At 34.8% G+C, this 19,218-nt stretch carries 9 protein-coding genes; all 9 read left to right on the top strand.

Features of this window, described 5'->3' with window-relative positions; translation table 11 throughout:
• Complete coding sequence (locus FGM02_RS02150; RefSeq protein ID WP_139956483.1) at positions 1–2,175, top strand: alpha/beta hydrolase fold domain-containing protein; 2,175 nt, start codon at positions 1–3, stop codon at positions 2,173–2,175.
• Between the two features lie 50 nt (positions 2,176–2,225).
• On the top strand, positions 2,226–4,367 hold the full coding sequence (locus tag FGM02_RS02145; RefSeq protein WP_139956481.1) for an alpha/beta hydrolase fold domain-containing protein: 2,142 nt from the start codon (positions 2,226–2,228) through the stop codon (positions 4,365–4,367).
• 57 nt (positions 4,368–4,424) lie between these two features.
• Complete coding sequence (locus FGM02_RS02140; protein WP_139956479.1) at positions 4,425–6,599, top strand: glycosyl hydrolase; 2,175 nt, start codon at positions 4,425–4,427, stop codon at positions 6,597–6,599.
• 225 nt (positions 6,600–6,824) lie between these two features.
• Complete coding sequence (locus FGM02_RS02135) at positions 6,825–8,969, top strand: glycosyl hydrolase (RefSeq protein WP_139956477.1); 2,145 nt, start codon at positions 6,825–6,827, stop codon at positions 8,967–8,969.
• 472 nt (positions 8,970–9,441) lie between these two features.
• Positions 9,442–11,058, top strand: a complete 1,617-nt coding sequence (locus tag FGM02_RS02130; RefSeq protein WP_139956475.1) for a galactose-binding domain-containing protein — start codon at positions 9,442–9,444, stop codon at positions 11,056–11,058.
• Positions 11,059–11,124: 66 nt separating this feature from the next.
• On the top strand, positions 11,125–12,780 hold the full coding sequence (locus FGM02_RS02125; protein WP_139956473.1) for a T9SS type A sorting domain-containing protein: 1,656 nt from the start codon (positions 11,125–11,127) through the stop codon (positions 12,778–12,780).
• Between the two features lie 314 nt (positions 12,781–13,094).
• Positions 13,095–15,698: a fibronectin type III domain-containing protein gene (locus FGM02_RS02120; protein WP_139956471.1), complete on the top strand. Its 2,604-nt coding sequence runs from the start codon at positions 13,095–13,097 to the stop codon at positions 15,696–15,698.
• A 25-nt stretch (positions 15,699–15,723) separates the two neighbouring features.
• Entirely contained in the window at positions 15,724–17,232 is a 1,509-nt protein-coding gene (locus FGM02_RS02115; RefSeq protein ID WP_139956469.1) for a sulfatase-like hydrolase/transferase, read from the top strand.
• 54 nt (positions 17,233–17,286) lie between these two features.
• Complete coding sequence (locus tag FGM02_RS02110) at positions 17,287–19,218, top strand: glycoside hydrolase family 97 protein (RefSeq protein WP_208021464.1); 1,932 nt, start codon at positions 17,287–17,289, stop codon at positions 19,216–19,218.

Raw genomic sequence — 19,218 nt, 5'->3', positions numbered from 1 at the left:
ATGAATAAATTAGCACTTTTTATCTTTTCCGTTCTTCTTGTTAGTTCAGCTGTGTTTGGACAAACAAAAATATTTTCATTTGAAAATAATATAGGTATTGTGGAAGAAAATGGAGTTGTAACGCTTTGGGAAAATCAAATTGATGGTTTTGGCAATGCTACGCAAACAAACCCAACTTTGGGAGGAGAGAAATTATTAGAGACCTATCCCGGAAAAGTAAATATTGGTTTTAGCAGAGAAGGTTCATTTCTAGAATTAGAAGGTTCAAATACGACTATTTCCGACAATAGCTATAGTCTTTTTTATGTCGGAATTGCCAATCCTGTCGGGAAACCCGCATCTCTTATAGGAAACTATGATGTTCCTGGGAACTTTAATAATTGTTCAGGAATTCGGTTTTTAAAACTAGCAGATAATCGCATTGCTTTTGATTATGCAAAGCCAAATTATGTTCGTGTTATTTTAAATACTATTCCTGGAGATGGCTATTTCTTTTTCGGATTCACCATGGATGCCTCAGGAAACTATAAATATTTTGACAATACTTCTCCTGATATAAAAACAGGAAAAATTAGCAACACCATGGTTCCTAGTCAAAATGAAGATTTAAAATTCAACCTTTTTGAAGAAAGAGATGGTTCACATACCTACAACCATACGGAAGTTGTGGAAATGTCGATGTTTGATGATACTTTGTCTATTACTGAATTTGAAAATGAATATTCCAGATTAACGAATGCATATCCGGAACTTGTTACTTCTGAATTTTCCGTAACAAAAGTTTTGCCTATAGATGATGATTTTCGTGAAGGCATAGCTGCGGACGCCTCAATCGTAGTAACTTTTGATCAATCTATAGATGAAACTTCAGATTACCCTAAAGTTTTTATAAATAAAAGTGAAACGGAAGCTTCTGGAAATTGGGTGCTTTCACCGGCAAATGTATTGACGTTTACACCAACCGAAAATTGGCCAGCCATGGCATTGGTTACTTTAAAAATTCAAGAAGGCCTTCGTTCTACTGAAAATGCAATTATTGGATTAGCGCAACGTGACACCTATAATTTTATAGTTGATGCAGCGGAAACCTACGCTTTTGAAAGCTATCAGTTAGAAGAGCCAATAGCGAGCCTAGATTATGTTGCTAGAACAGGTGAGTCGATCATAGGTCATAAATTACCTATAAAGATTACCACACCAGTTATCAATGAAAATACAACTGCAAAATTTCCTGTACATATTTTTGTTCATGGTGGTGGTTGGATTGGTGGAACATTTGAAACCTCTAGCGCAGATTATTCTTTGCATAAAGATTATTTAGCAAAGAGTTTAGGTATGGTCACTTTGTCTATTTCTTACAGATGTGTAAGCTCAGGTGGAACTTTTTCCTATGCATTGGAAGATTTAAATAGAGCCTATCAATGGGCAATAGACAATGCGGAGACGTATAATTTGGACATGACGAAAGTGTTTTTTAGCGGAGGGTCTGCAGGTACTCCATTAGCAGCCTTGGCTTCTCAAAGATTACCCAATATTCTTGGTTTTATAGGTTTTAATGGAATTTATGATTTTGTAAATGATACCGGAGATTATGGGGCAGGAAATTGGTACAAACAAGATATCCCAAGTGAAACAGAGAATTCAGCAGTATTTCAGTTAAGTGAGCAGCCACCAGCAACTATTTTAATGCATGGTGATGGAGATACTACCATATCGCATACACAAAGTACCCGTTTTTCTGATGCTATAATTGCTAAAGGAGGAAACGCCAAAACGATTATTTATCCAGGTGAAGTACATTCTTTTTTTAGTAGAGGAAAGCCAGCACATGAAGATGTTTTTTATGAAATGGCAAAATTTATAACGGAAAGACTTGAAGAGGCTAATTTAAGTATAAATGAAACTCATAAAAAAGAAACAGAAATTCGAGTTTATCCGAATCCTTTGAAAAAGGGAACTGCACTAAATATTAGCCTACAGTCTAATTTTAATTCTGAAGTAATCCAATGTCAAATAATCAATCAATTGGGGCAAGTAGTATTGGAAGCGTCTATAAAATCGCTTGAAAAACCGAAGCTATTTAGTTTAGATACCAGTTCTTTAAACGACGGGTATTATATGCTTAGAGTAACATCAAGCAACATGACTGATACCATTCAGTTTATAATTGACTAATCTGAAAAGAATATTTTATTTAAGAATACATTCAAAAAAAAGTAAAAATTATGAGAACCCTTACATTGCTGATCTGCTTATTTATTGTCTCTATTACCACTGTGAAAAGTCAAACCAAAGTAGTATCCTTAGAAAATGCGAAAGGTATAGTGGCCGACAATTTAGGTTCTGTGACGCTATGGGAAAACCAAATTGATGGTTATGGCAACGCTACTCAAAGTAATACGAATCTTGGTGCGGAAGAATCACAAGAAACATATCCTGGGAAAACGACGGTTCTTTTCAATAAGGATGGGTCTTTCCTTGAGTTGGAAGGGTCAAGTGCTCATATTTCAGATAATAATTATAGTATTTTTTATGTAGGAAAAGCAAACCCTGACGGGAAACCAGCATCATTAATTGGGAATTATGATATTACCGGATCCTTTGCAACCTGTAAGGGAATTAGATTCGTAAAAAGTTCAGACGGAACTATTTCTTTTGACTATGCAAGACCCAATTTTGTCCGTACTGCCATGAGTAAAATAGAAGGTGACGGATTTTTCTTTTTAGGATTTACGATGGATTCCGCAGGGAACTATAGCTATTTTGATAGTAGCTCTCCCCTAATAACAACAGGGAAGTTTAACAATACAATGGTTCCAAATTCAGAGGAGTTGAACTTAAATCTTTTAGAAGAAAAAGATATTGCTGCTACCTATGGACATACTGAAGTTGTTGAAGTAATCATGTATGACGGAACACTTGATGCAACAGCGTTTCAAAATGAGTTTGACAGATTAGCTACAGAATATGCAGAGCTTGTGACTGCAGAATTTTCTGTGACGAATGTTTTACCAGCAAAACGTACAGGTTTACCTGTAAATTCAAATATTACCATTACATGTGATCAGCCTATAGATGCAAGTTCTGTTTTTCCGAAAATTCACATTGATAAAAGCGAAGAGGAAGCTGCTGGAAATTGGGTTTTATCTCCTTCCAACACGCTTACATTTACGCCTACTGAAAATTGGCCAGCTAATGGATTGGTGTCTGTTCAAATACAAGCAGGATTAAAATCTACAGAAGGTGTTGCAGTTGGTTTGGCCAATGGAGCTACATATAATTTTATAGTAGAAACAGATGAAGATTTTGGTGCATCAGAAAATATAGTGCTGACAGCTATTGCCACGGTAGATTTTCCGCAGGCAGGACATACATTAGGTTTAAAAATGAATTTACCTAGTAATAGAGCTCATAAAATGCCAGTTCATTTTTGGATACATGGTGGGGGTTGGTCTGGTGGTTCTGCCGCTGCTTCTGCTGGGGCTTTTTCTCCTCATGGTGAATATTTGGCAGAAAACTTAGGGATAGCAACTTTAGGGGTTGCTTATAGATGCTCAGGTTCTAGCGGAACTTTTTCTTTAGCGATGGAAGATTTAGCGACGGCTTACCAATGGGCGCTAGACAATGCTGAAACATACAATTTTGATATGACGAAAGTGTTTTTTAGTGGAGGGTCTGCTGGAACGCCCTTAGCGGCATTAACAGCACAGAAATACGAAGGTGTTATCGGATTTATAGGCTTTAATGGAATTTATGATTTTGTAAATGATGCCGGCGATTTTGGTGTAGGAAATTGGTACAAACAAAATGTGCCTAGTGAAACTGCAAATTCCGCTTTTTTTCAATTAAGCGATACGCCTCCCGCAACCATTATGATGCATGGTGATGCAGATACTACGATATCATATACTCAAAGTACTTTGTTTGCTGATAAGATTAATGCTAATGGAGGAGTCGCAGAAGCTGTTATTTATCCTGGTGAAGTACACGCCTTTTTCAACTCGGGAAAACCTGCCTATGAAGATGTATTGATTGAAATGGTCAATTTTATATCAGCAAGACTGAAAGCAGAAGAGAATTTGAGTGTAGGGAATATTGACAAAGAAGCAAATCAATTGATTGCCTTTCCAAATCCTGTAAAAAAAGGAGACGCTCTTAATTTTCAATTAGAGGCTCATGTTTATAATGGAAATTTAAAAGTGCAGGTAATTAATCAATTAGGGCAGGTAGTTTTGAATACGGCTTTCTCTCCTAAGCACACTAAAAATGCATTGCATATAGAAACCAATGATTTGAAAAGTGGGAGTTATCTATTGAAGTTAGTAGACAATTCAATTTCTGAAACTGTCAATTTTGTAATTCAATAAAAAAAACATAAAAATTAAAATAATAAAAGATCAATAATTAACCTAAAACCAAAACGAATGAAATTAAATTACACGTATATAATCGCATTATTTTTTGCGATTAATAGCTTTGCCCAATCCAGCTCTTGTGGTAATGTAGTTGATGATACTTTTTCCGCAGCAGGTGCTTTGCCAGAAGGCTGGACAGAATATAGTACTTCGGGGAGTGTCACCGTTGTAAATGATTATTTGAAGTTTAATCTTGTTCAAAATACTCCTTCGGCCTATCGAACTTTTGCGGCCGTTTCTAATAATTGTTCTTTTTCTTTCGATGTTCAAGGAAGTCGAACTACGATGAATTTTCAGATGGACTTAGTATCTTCTGAAGGAAAATATATTGCTAGTATTGCTTTAGGAAAGGGGACTACAGATATAAAATATGCAACTGCTATGGTAAATACAATACCTGGAACTTATGTTGCGGGTGTTATAGGAACGTCAAAGTTTGCTAAGAATAAGAATTATTCTCTGTCTATGTATGTTGATTTTGATAATCAGACGGTAGATTTTTATAATGATGGCTTGTTAACATTAGAGAATATTCCGTTTTTGGAAACAACGACTAATTTTGCAAAAGTTGATGCAAAACTACTGTATATGTATAGCAACTCAGGAACGGCTTTTCTTGATAATTTAACGGTTGTCGAAGCTAATGAGAGTAGAATATCATTGTCTAATGCTATTGAATTTTCCCAAAAGGCAATTAACGCTGCTATAGTAGGAGATAAATACAACCAGTATCCACAAACTGCTGTAGATGCTTTTCAATCGGAAATAGATAATGCCAATGCGGTACTTGCAAATTGTGAATCTGCTTCTGCAGCGATAGATACTGCAGTTTCAGATTTGCAAACAGCGGAAACTACCTTTGGAACAACCAAGGTAAATGATCCTGTTTTGAAATTGTATTCTGGTTATGATTTTTCAGGAAGTGAGCATGAAGTATACTGTGGTTATTATAATGGAGGTTTAGGAACGTTTGAAGATTGGGCTGTTTCCTTTAAATTAGAAAAAGGATATATGGCTACTTTTGCTCAAGATATAAATGGCTTAGGGGTAAGTAAAATATATATTGCTCAGGATGCAGATTTAGAAATTAACTTGCCTGCTGCTTTGCAAGAGACTATTTCATTTATACGTGTGAGTCCTTGGTTTACTGTAGGTAAAAAAGGAAGTTTAGGTGATGTAAAATGGACGACCTCGGATAATTATAATACTTCATGGTATTATAACTGGGGCTTGGCAGCGACTAATGAGAGTTCAGAATCGAAATTTGTTCCAATGGCATGGAGTAAGTCTGATAACTGGACCTCATTAGCAAAGATGGAAGCCGTTGGACAGAATATGTCATTCAATCATTTGATGGCATTTAATGAACCCGACAATTCAGGACAATCGAATTTGACGGTTGAACAAGCTTTGGAGGCTTATCCTAAATTATTGGCTTCCGGACTTAGATTAGGAGCTCCAGGGGTTGAGAATGTACAATACAGTTCAACAAATGATTCTTTTAATGAAGATTCTTGGATTAAAGAATTTATGGATTCATGTGTTGCACGTGGCTATCGTGTAGATTTTATTCCTGCACATGATTATGTTCGTCGTTCAAAGTCTACTTTCTTAGAGCGTTTTAAAGGTCTTCATGATCGATATAACCTTCCGATTTGGGTGACGGAATACAATTATGGAAATCCAAATATGGGATCTGCAAATCTTACTGTGGAACAAGGATATTCAAATATAAAAGGCTTGACAGAAGTTCTTGAAGGAGCTGATTTTATTGAGCGTTACAATTGGTATTATTTCTTTGGAGCCGCTTCTGGTATAGGTGGTATGACCAATGGAGAACTGAATATTACTGGGCAGTTTTATCGAGATTTTGAATCTCCAGCTCCTTCATATATACAAGAAACATATGAACAAGGCGAATTGTCGGTAGCTATTAATTCAGTAGCATCAGGATTCGTAATTTCTCCTACAGTCGTTACAGAAGGGGTTTTTACAATAAAGAATTTGGATAGAGTTGAAAACGGTCGTTTAGAATTAGCGATTTTTAGCACCACAGGGCAGCTAGTAAAAAAAGTGAGCGATATCAGTGGTGTTGTAAATGTAAGTTCGTTGTCACGTGGCGTTTATATTGTTAGAATAACATCTGATTTAGGCTATTTTACACAAAAAATTATTATTCAATAATAATTATAGCGTTTTAAGATAAAGAACTTAATTACCTATTTGCAGCGTTTATAAGATACTTATAAACGCTGTATTTGTTTGTGGCTATAAGACTTGCTATAGTTTTTAAGCAACAAATTGACACCTTAATTGAGAATTTTAAAACCTTCAAAAATCTTTACTTTGTCTAAGAACCAAATAGAGTTCTTTTATAGCTCTCTAAAGATTAAATTAAAACCAAAACGAATGAAACTAAATTACACGTACATACTCGCACTGTTTTTTGCGATTAATAGCTTTGCGCAATCCAGCTCTTGCGGTAAGGCGGTGGATGATACTTTTGAAGAAGGAACAATTCAATCTATCGGCTGGACAGAATATAATACTTCTGGAAGGGTTACTGTGGAAGGGGGTAGACTAAAGTTTAATCACAATACAACCATGCCATCGGCGTTCCGTACGTTTAGTCCGACTTCCGATAATTCTTCTTTTTCTTTTGATGTTACTGCTACACGAAATACGGTAAACTGTCAAATAGATTTAATTTCTTCAACAGGGAAGTATTTAGCAAGTACTGTGGTAGGAAAAGCAACGCCTTCTATTAAATACTCCACAACCATGGAAAATGGAAATCCTGGTGGTTTTATTCAAGGAACTCCTTTTGAGAATTTTTTGAAAAACACGGTGTATACGCTTGAAACCAAAGTGAATTTTGACACGAACACGGTTCAGTTTTATAACAACGGGTCGTTAATGGAGGTGAATGGAGTTTCGGATACGCCTTTTTTAGAAGCCGCTGAAGATATTGCAAAAATTAATATTCGTTTAATTTATATGTATGGAAATAGTGGACAGTTTTATTTCGACAATATTTCATTACTAAGTGGCGCAGCCAATCGTTTGCTTTTAGCAAGTAATACAACTGCGGCGGAAACGGTACTTGGTTCAGCTGCCATAGGAGATAAATACAACCAGTATCCACAAGATGCTGTTAATGCTTTTCAAACGATCGTAGATGATGCAAATGCAATACTAGCCGATTGTGATTCAGAATCGACTGCAATTGATGCTTCTTTGACAGAATTACAAGAAGCACAAGCAATTTTTGAAGCATCTTTGGTCAATGATCCAGTTTTAAAAATTTATTCAGGCTATGAGTTTACAGGTGAAGAACATGAAATATATTGTGGTTATTACAATGGTACTTTGGGAGAATACGATGATTGGGCTGTTTCCTTTACCTTGGATAAAGGGTATATGGTCACTTTTGCAGAAAATGTAACCGGAACCGGAGCAAGCAAAGTTTATATAGCTTCAGAAGAAAATTTAAGAATCAATTTAACGCAAGATTTACAAAAGAAAGCCTCTTTTATACGTGTTTCTCCTTGGTTTGATGTGCATAAAAAAGGAATGGCAGGAAAAGGTACAGATGTAATTCAAGAGTTTGACAATTCATGGCATTATAACTGGAGTATTTCTGGACTAGATGTTCAAAACGCTAAATTTGTTCCCAACCAATGGGGAGGTGGTTCCGTAGCCAATGCAATAAATTTAGGGAAAAGAATGGATATTGCTCATTATATGGCTTTTAATGAACCGGATGGTTCTGAGCAAGCAAATATGACAGTTGACAAAGCGATTGAAAAATATGAAGACATGTTGGCTTCTGGTTTGCGATTGGGCTCACCTGCCAATAAAGACAATGCAAAAGGTGGAGTATGGCGCGATGAGTTTATGACCAAAGCCGAAGCAAAAGGCTATCGTGTAGATTATATAGTGGTGCATTATTACAAGAAAACTTCTGCACAAAATTTTTATAATTGGTTAAAGGCAATTCACGATAAATGGAAACGTCCTATATGGATTAAAGAATTTAATTACGGAGCAACTTGGACAGATCAACCTGCTTCAAATGAAGCGGCAGGTGTTGGCTTAGAATCTTATATGAATATGTTGGACAATACAAGTTTTATTGAGCGCTACGCAGTCTTTACATGGCAACCAGATAAACCGGTTTATTCATTGATGTCAGTTCGTAACCCTGTAACCTTAAGTAGTTCAGGAATTATGTATCGCGATCATGCCTCTCCTGTAGCGTATACGCAAGAAGTATATAAACAAGGGGAACTGTCTGTAGATATCAATTCAATTACTTCTAAAATTAAAATTTTTCCTACTGTAATTACCAATGGTGTTTTGAATTTGAATTATTCTGAAGATTTAAAAAAGAATGCCGTAGAATTAAGCATTTATACAAGTGCGGGTAAACAAGTAAAGAAAGTACATGAGTTGCGTTCTGAAATAAATGTGAGTACGTTACCAAGCGGAATGTATGTAGTTAAAATAGCAACGAGTTTAGGAGCTTATACAGGAAAAATTATTATTCAATAAATAGTTGGTTTTTGTAATTTAAAACAGAAATTAGCGTATTCTTTTTGAGGTTTGTTTTTACAATTATTTTGTGAAAATAAACCTCTTTTTTTTGATGAAATTCAATGTTTTTTCTAATTGAAGTAGGTGTTTTTTTTGGGCTCTATTTTGATTTTAATTGTCGTTTTTTGAATTGTTTTCTGATAAAAATTAACAGAGTCTAAGATATGAGTAATATCTGTTTGATCTTGGATAGCTTAAGCTTTATCAACGGTTATGTAATTGTAAGCAACAAATTGACACCTTAATTGAGAATTTTATAAGTGCGAATTATCTTTACTTTGTAAGTATAAAGTTTTCGTTGCGTTTACTTTATAAATAGAAGTGATGAGAATGTTGTTTGAAAGCTGTAAATGATCAATACCATTCTCTTCAAAAAGTAAAAATATTTTAAAGAATTTTAGAGGCTATAAGCCAAAAATAAATAGGAAATATGAGGATAGAAAAATACACTAGTAATTTCAAAAGCACATGGATTGTTTTACTTGTTTGTTGTGTTCATTTTACGGGCTTTGCACAAAAGTATGTGAACGACATGGATTATGTTTTAGGTGATACAAAGCAAGCATTTATTACCAATAAAGTGACTACTCAAACACAGGTTGATAATTTGTTGTTAGGGTTTAAAAATATGGGAGTGAATGGTGTTCGTATACCTCTTTTCGGTAGAGATGTTAATGGCGTAGATTTGAACCCGAACAAACAAATGTTTGATTATTTTTATATACAAGCTTTGGCGCAAGGCTTTGTTATTTTTGCAAATCCAGCACAAGGAGGTGGAGGTCATAGAGTTGCTAATAATAGGCTAAATGGTAATGGTGCAACCGAAGGTGAAGATGCTGGTGTAAAAGGTGTTCAAGCAGCAACTGATGAATTGGTAAATAGAGTAATAGAATTTTCAAATACCTATCCAAATTGTAAATGGATCAATCCTTTTAATGAAGATGGAAGGGCTACTAATAGTACTTGGAGTATCAGTCAAATCAATGAAATATATCAAAGACTTTACAATCATGGTTTAAATGGAGCAGAGTTAATTGGTCCTTGTACTTGGGGCTTGGTTGCAGGTATTGATATGTTAAAAGAGACGAGGATCACTGATTATATTACTGTTGCAACGGCACATAATTTAGGTTTTAATCATAATTTGTGGGATGATTTTATTGCTTTAGCTGATGCTGAAAGCCTACCTGTATGGGATTCTGAGGTAAATCATAATGATGCCAAAGGGACCGGGACGCGTTTGGAAAAAGCAATAGAAAATAAAGTTGATGGATTGGTTTTATACAATTCATGGAATACAATTAGTTTAACTACGGGGTCTATAAATGCTGGCGGAGAAGCAATGATGGCTTTGTATTTAGATGAAGTTGAAAAAGTAAACTTGGCACTTAGTGGTTTTGCTTCGCAATCATCTACAAATCCAAGTTTTAATAAAGAGGCTTCTTTGGCTATTGATGGAGATACCAATGGTAATTTTGGTTCAGGTTCTGTTACAGTGACAAATAGTGAAGCAAATCCATGGTGGCAAGTTGATCTTGGATCGAATAAAACAATTGGAGAAATTAAAGTGTATAACAGAACGGATGGATGTTGTAAAGCAAATATGAGCAATTTTACCGTGTCGGTTATCAACAGTAGTGGTGTTACAACCTATTCAAAAACCTATGATACCTATCCAGATCCTTCGGTAGTTGCCGATGCAGGTGGTGTGCAAGGGCGAATTATTAAAATTCAATTAAATGCAACCGCTGGCTTGACTTTAGCAGAAGTTCAAGTTTTTGCTCCAGATGAATTGTCTGTAGGAACTATTGAGGATGTAAATGTAAGTGCCTATCCAAATCCTGTAGTTGATAAATTAACTGTAGAAACACCAGATGTAGAATTCGATCGTTTTACACTTTTTACTATAAACGGTCAAATAATTTTAAAAGGAGATTTGCACAGTACATCTAATGAAATTGACATGAGCACTTTTTCAAAAGGAATTTATGTATTGAAGTTGGAAGGTGCTAAGTATGCAAAAACCTTTAAGGTTGTTAAAGAGTAGTTGAGAAAATACACAGTGTTTTTCTTAAGAGCTTGTATTCATCGGGTAATTTAGATAGTGGTACATATGTTAGATAAAAAATACAACGGAATTAGAGGGATATTTATTGTTTTGATTCTTATTGTAATCCATAGTAATGGATTTGGTCAATCTATTTATACCAATGACATGGATTATGTTGTTGGAGATGTGAAGCAGCGTTTTATAACGAAAGATATCACAACAGAAACAGAGGCCGATAATTTACTAAAAGGTTTTACGACCATGAAAGTAAATGGTATTCGTATCCCTATTTTTCCTGCAGGTTGGGATTATGATGAAAATATAATGAAGTATTTTTTTGAGCAAGCTAAATCTCAAGGCTTTCTTATTTACGCAAACCCTGCACAAGATTCAGGTGCACGAAGAATTGCTAGTGGAAGTCTGCGTAGTGCAGATCTTATTGCTACTAAAAATAATGCAACCGCAACGGCTACTGTAATAAATACAGTTTCACAGTTTGTTTTAGATTATCCAGGTCTTAAATGGATCAATCCATTTAATGAAGATGGACGCGTGGATGCAGGTTGGACTGCCGCCCAAATTAACGCCATTTATAGTGGTGTCAAGTCAAATATGGAATCTTTTTTTGCGAACGGAGACATTCCTAATGTACCAGAATTGATAGGTCCTTGTGCTTGGGGTATTCCTGCTTCAATAAATGTCATGAACAATACCAATATTGGCGAGTATATTACAGTTGCATCAAGTCATAATTTAGGTTCTAATGATTCTTCTTGGGCTACGTTTATTACGGCTGCTAAAAATAATACTACCGGCGGAGTGGCAAATCCGTTGCCTGTTTGGGATTCTGAAGTAAATAACAGTATTGGTAGAGATGGAAGTACAACAACACGAATAGATGCAGCTATCGCAAATAAGGTAGATGGTTTGGTTATTTATAATTCAGGGAATAATATATTTAAAGGGAGTGGAGAACTGACAGCGCTCAACGAAATTTATATGTCTAAGTATTTAAAAGAAGAAGTTACTCCGGATTTAGGTGTTAATCTTGCGCTTGACGGAACAGCAACACAATCATCTGTTGGATACTCTGGGGCTACTGCAGATAAAGCCATTGATGGTATTACTGATGGTTTTCTTGCAGATAATTCTTTATCAATTATAAGTGGTAACGACACACCGCCCTATTGGGAAGTAGATTTAGGGGGCGATAATGAAATAGGTTATATCAGAGTATTTAATAGAACAGACAATTGTTGTAAAAATAGGTTAGAGAATTTTACAGTGTATGTGAGGGATGATAGTGGAATTACGACATATTCTAAAACCTATACAAGTTATCCTGATCCGTACGTGATTATGGAGGTAAATAAAACGGGTAAAATTGTTCGAGTTGAAGCAAATACTTCTGGAGTTGCATTGAATATTGCTGAAGTCGAAGTTTATGAAAAGTCAGAATTGTCAGTAATAGAGAATGAATTTAGTAAGGTGGCTATTTACCCTAATCCCGTTAAAGATATTTTAACAATTATGACTCCAGATACGAATTTTGATAATTGTAGCATCTATAGTAGCAACGGACAGTTAATTTCTACAACTAATTGTAAAGAGAATGCCAATAAAATAGAGCTTGATTTCAGTGAGTTTTCAAAAGGAGTTTATTTGTTAAGATTAAGCAACGCAAAAAGCTCAAGTACTTATAAAATATGTAAAGAATAGTTTTAGTAGTTTTAAGTTAATTTAAGAGAACAGCATCCTTGGTAGGTGCTGTTTTTTTTGTGTCAAAATTGAAGTGTTTGTAACTTCTTAGAAGTCAGGTTTTACGCGAAGAAAAAAGAAGTCTTCCTTTTATGCCTGTTTAGGTTTTGTGCAACATTTAGAGGTGTCAAATGAGAATTATATTTTGATTAAAGTCGTTAATTTTGAAATATCATAAGGGATGATTTAGGTTTTTTATGAAAAGTGTTTTAAATATAATTGTACGACCCCTTAGTTGTTTTTAGCAGAAGTTAAAAAATATAAATCAAAGAAAAATGAATAATAGAAAACCTTTTTTATTGCTTTTTGTCGTTTTGTTTTTACAGCTTTCTTATGCACAAGAAAACAAAGGCCTAATAAACATTGATACAAAAAACGGTCATGAAATAAAAATAGGTGCTAGTGGATTTAATGTTCGAATTGCAGATAAAAGTTGGAGTTATTTACATCCAGATTTTAGAGAGGCGGTTCATCAATTAAAACCAGGTTGGTTGCGTTATTTTTCGGGTACCATGGGAGATGCTTTTAGTAGTGCTACGGGGCAGTATGATATAGATTATGCCATGATGTTTGAACATCCTAAACAATATCTAAAAGGTTATCGATTTACAGAAATAAAAGGACCACATCGCATTATTGATTTGTACGATTTGTTGAGTGAAATTAATGGAAAGCTAATTGTTACGATCAATGGTTTTTCCGAAACTCCAGAAATGACTCGAGAGTTGGCTAGATTTTGCAAAAACAATCATATAGAAGTGGCTACTTGGCAATTTTGTAACGAACCTTATTTTTATGTGCCACATAGAGAACGTTATTGGTGGAATAGTGGTTACGATTATGCAGCAAAAATGAAACCGCATGCGGATGCCATAAAAGAAATTTTTCCGGAAGCCTTTTTGACTTTAAATAATACTTGGGATGGTATTTGGGGATTTATGAAAGAAATCAATTCCTACCAAAAAGAAAATGGTGCCTATTGGAACGTATTTTCTAAACATTCCTATGCGCCACATACGGGTAAAAAGGAAAGTCAAAGCAATGCTTACAAAAGGGCGAATACCAAACTTTTAGAAGCAACTTCGCCAAAGGCAATGAAAGAAATTGAAAACTATACTTGGAAAAATGTGCCGATGGTAATTACGGAGTTTGGGGTATGGAATAAACCGTTGAACGGAATTTATTCAAGCATTTATAATATTGAATATATAATGCGTCAGCTAAATCATACAAATACCTGGTATGTAGGGGCGCATGAGGTGAGTAGTAAATACGGACCTAAAAAAAATATAAACAAGCAAATTGAAGCAGCCTTTGAACAGGGAGTTTCTTTAAATACGGATAGCATTCCGACAGGGATTTCTAAAACATTAGAAGGAAAAGCCTTTGAAATTTATCATGAAGTCACCAACCAAGCTGATTTTATTTTTAACAGCTCTATTTCAAACGGTTTTAAAGCACCTGGATTGAAAAAAAGGGTTGAGGACGGTTGTTTTGCACAAGCCTATAGAGGAATTAATGGTTTTGATTATTTGGTAGTAACCAATAGAACAGCAATGACCAGAGAATTTCAAATTTCTATTGATGGAATTTCCTTGCAAAAAGACCTAAGGGTAAATTATATAACTGCCGATTCCTTAGGTGTAAAAAATACAGAAATTCAAAAGGAGATTTTTAATAAGGGAAAACTAAACATTCTTCCTTTTAGTGTGTCTGTAGCTAAATGGCCAACCCAAAACCATACAAAACCTGCAACTCCAATTATTTACAAAGGAGAAGTGTTAGCGGAAAGTATTCAGTTAACCTGGGGGGGAATTGAAAATGTAAGTTCTTACACTATTTATTATGGTGAAGAGTCAAAGAAATTAAAGAATCAAGTAACAGTAGATGCTGGCTTGGGAACTAGTTTGAAAATTGATGAATTAAAAAAAGGAGAGAAGTATTATTTTAAAATGATTGCAGAAAATAAACAAGGAAAAAGTGAGTTTTCGAATCAAATTCAATTAAAAAATACAGCTCCTAGTCAGCCAGAAATATTTAAAACTTCAAGAAGAAATACGACGGCTACTCTGTTTTGGAAAAGTGTGCCAAATAGTTCTGGATATCTGTTAAAATATATCAATAAAAATACAGGAAAAACCACTTTAGTAAAAGCGAACAATGTATTTGGTTATAGAGTGGAAGGTTTGCAGTACAACATTCCTTATCAATTTTCAGTAGCTGCTTATAACGGTAAAGGAAATAGCAAGTTTTCTAAAGAACACACGTTGGTACTTTCTGAAAAAGTTCCATTTAGTCCAAGAAATATTTCGGCCATTAGAAATTCAGAAGGAAGTGTAGATGTAAAATGGAAGGAACAGGATTCCGTTCACCCTGGAACTAGCTATAATGTATACAGAGGAGATGCACCGCATGTCTTCCAAAAAATAGAGAGTGGTATTAAGAAACCATTTTTTAAAGATACAGAAGCGGTTAAGGATAAAGTTTATTTTTATACCGTAAAAGCAGAAACTTCAGCAGGTGAAAGTAATTTTTATCCAAATATAGCTACGCTTTACAGTCAGGATGAAAAGTATAATATTGACATTGTATCCATTGAAAAGAAAGCCGATGGATTTTTGTTTCAGGTGGAATTTAAAAATATTGTAGTACACGGCGATTATTCTTATGGCTTGAAAATAGAAAATATTTCCTATTTAACGGTAGAGGAGCAACTGATAAAAGGAAAAAACATGTCGTTAAATAGCAAAGCATTTGAGGTATTTGTTCCGTATACCGAATTGGCTAAAAAATCAAAATATGCGGTAAAAGCATTTATTCAAACAAAAGGGAAAAGGTTTTTTAGCAAATTGCCAAATAAAAATATTCAAACAGATTAATTTCAATATAAAATAGTTTCAAATAATGAATGCATTAAGATTATTTTTCATCTTACTAATAGCAACCTCATGTCAAACGCAAAAAGAGGCAAAGAAAGTAAAGAATTCCGTAGTAAATAATTCACCAAATATTGTTTACATTTTGGCAGATGATATGGGCTATGGCGATATTTCAGCTTTAAATCCAAATTCAGGAATTCAAACACCTCATATGGATCAAATAATAAAAGAGGGTGTTCATTTTACAAATGCACACACAAATTCATCGGTTTGTACACCTACAAGGTATGGAATATTAACAGGTAGGTACGCTTGGAGAAGTCGATTGAAAAAAGGAGTTTTGTACGGATATGATGTGCCATTAATAGAAGAAACTAGGCCAACAGTTGCTTCGTATCTTAGAAGTAATGGTTACACAACCGCCTGTATTGGAAAATGGCATTTAGGTTTGGGGATGTCGGCAAAGGATTCAAATAAACCAATAGGTTCCAAAAATGGAAGTGATAGCAATGTAGATTTTAACAAGAAAATAAAAGGGCCTAATGCCTTAGGATTTGATTATTCTTATATAATTCCAGCTTCTTTAGATATGCCGCCATATGTATATATAGAAAATGGAAGAGCGGTTGAATTGCCTACAGAACAAACAAAAGGGAAAAACCAAAACAAAGAAGGACGTGGTATTTTTTGGAGAGCAGGAGAAAAGGCGCCAAGTTTTGTGTTTGAAGAAGTATTGGATAATATTACAAAAAAAACAACAGCATATATTGATGGTAAAAAGGAGGATACGACCCCTTTCTTTATCTATTTTCCGTTAACAGCACCTCACACACCTTGGTTGCCGGTTGGTAAAGCCGTTGGTTCTTCCAAAGCAGGTCGTTATGGCGATTTTGTTGGTATGGTTGATGATGCAGTGGGTGCCGTTGTTGAGGCTTTAGAAAGAGCCGGTAAAATAGACAATACTTTAATTATTGTAACTTCTGACAATGGTTCTCATTGGAAACCTGAAGACAGAAAAAAGTATGCGCATCGTGCAAATTATATTTTCAAAGGACAAAAAGCCGATATTTATGATGGTGGACATAGAGTGCCTTATATTGCAAAATGGTCAGGGGTAATTCCTGCAGGATTGCAGTCCAATCAAACCATGTGTACTACAGATTTGTTGGCAAGTATTTCAGGAATGTTAAATAAACCATTGCAAGATAATGGTGCTGAAGATAGTTACAACCTTTGGCCAGCTTATGTTTCTTCTGTTGAATCGCCAATTAGACCAGCCATAGTACACCATTCATTAAGTGGTATGTTTGCTATAAGAAAAGGGAAGTGGAAATTTACGCCTAACCTAGGTTCAGGTGGATTTACAAAGCCAAAGTTAACCTATCCAAAAGAAAATGAAGCACCAGGTACTTTATATGACATGGAAAAGGATCCAGAAGAAAAAAATAATGTTTACAAAATGCATCCTGAAATTGTAGCAGAATTGACACATCTTTTAGAACAGAACCAAGCACAAGGTTATAGCAATAAGTAGGCTGCTTTTTTATAAAACGAATAAAGATTTTTAATAAAGTTTAAATAAATTAAAATGAAAGAAAAAAAAGGGTTTCGGCCTATAAAATTAATTGCCAACTTAATAATGCTTCTTGTCTTTTTAGCGATCAGTGCTTGTTCTAAAAATGCTACAGACTTTTCGGTAAAGTCGCCAAATGGGGAAGTGAATCTTGTATTGAAAAATGAAAAAGGGCAATTAACTTATACTTTAATTAAAAATGGAAAAGAATTAATAGCAGCCTCCAAGTTTTCTATTTTACCAGGAGTGCAAACAAAAATCAATAGCCATGTTTTAAATTCTGAAAATAATTCATGGCAGCCTGTTTGGGGGCAGTTTAGTGAAATTAAAAATGAATATAACGAACTGGTTTTTGATTTGTCACTAGAACATACAACTGCAAAATTATACCTACGCGTATTTAATGATGGAATTGGAATTCGATATGAGTTGGAAGGATTTAAGGAAGGAGCAGAAGCTGTTTTTTATTGCGAATACAATTTGAATAATAGGGATGAATTGTATTCTCCAAACGGAGAGAATCCGCCTTTAGGACCCATTTCTATTGAAAATTTAACGACGTTTAAAAAACAACCACGATTACTGACGCCTTTGGTTATTCATAACTCAGAGAAGTCGTATTTGTCATTATTGGAATCTGATTTATTTGTGGCGCCAGAATTTGGAACCATAAAATTCAAGTATGCTAAAGCTAAAAATTTATTGGTTTCTGAAAACAAAACAAAACTGAAAGGCAGTAAAGTTACAACGCCATGGCGTGTTATTTTGGTAGAAGAAAAAATAGGAGATTTAGTAACCAATACAGTGCCTTTGAATTTAGCAACTCCTAATCAAATTGAAGATCCTTCTTGGATTGAGCCAGGAAAAGCACTTTGGGATTGGAGAGTACACGATTACAAAACTGAAGATGGTTTTGTTTACGGCGTAGACACAGAAAGTTACCTAAGATTTATTGATTTTGCCGCGAAAAAAGGAATAGAATATTTTTTAATTGATGCACATTGGTTTACAAAAGTGACGAAAGGTCATTTTGAAATTACAGAAAAATTAGATCTTGAAAAGGTTTCTAAATATGCGAAAACAAAGGAGGTAAAACTGATCCTTTATTACGATAGGCATAAAGGTAGTTTTGGCGACGAAGGCTTGTTTTCTTATTTCGAGTCGTTAGGAATGAGTGGAATTAAATATGGCTTTATGGGGAATAACGTTTCTTTTACAAGTGATGCAATTCAGCAAAGTGCAAAAAATCATTTATTGGTAGATTTTCATGATTCGCCAGTTCCTTTTACAGGAATGGAAAGAACATTTCCAAATGCAATAACTAGAGAATATTGCCATGCCCAGCAAGATTCAAGAAAAGCGTTTACGCCAGAAACTTTTATCAAAATGGCGCTGATCAATGCAATTCAAGGGCCTTTAGATATGAACAATGGAAACTTCGATTTAATAGGTATTAATAAAGGAGATCGATTAAAAGGACCTAAAAAGAAAAACACCTATTTCTCAACAGTAGTTTCAGAAGCTGCAAGAACATTGGTTATTCATAGTGGTTTAGTTTGTCTTCCAGATGCACCAGAGTCCTATAACAAAAAAGCAGATCTTTTCGAGTTTATTCAAAAATTACCTGTTGGGAAATGGGATGAAAGTCAAGTTTTAAGTAGTAAAATTGACGATCATATTTCTACAGCAAGAAGATTTGGTGAAGAATGGTTTATTGGCTCTGTTGCCAGTAAAAAAGGAACGTCTCTAGCTGTCAATTTTGATTTCTTAACTGAAGGAAAAACGTATACGGTTAGCTATTATGAAGATACCAAAGAAACCCATGGAATGACAAATCCTGAGGAGTACAGCATAAGAACAGGAAAAGTAAAAAAAGGAGCTATCATAAATATTACCATGGCACCTGGAGGTGGACATTGTATGTGGGTTAGACCAGAATTAAATTAG

It is taken from the genome of Flavicella sediminum, assembly GCF_006381105.1.
Classification (GTDB): Bacteria; Bacteroidota; Bacteroidia; order Flavobacteriales; family Flavobacteriaceae; genus Flavicella; species Flavicella sediminum.
The sequence above is the reverse complement of the archived record's forward strand: the minus strand, read 5'-3'. Positions and strand labels throughout refer to the sequence as shown.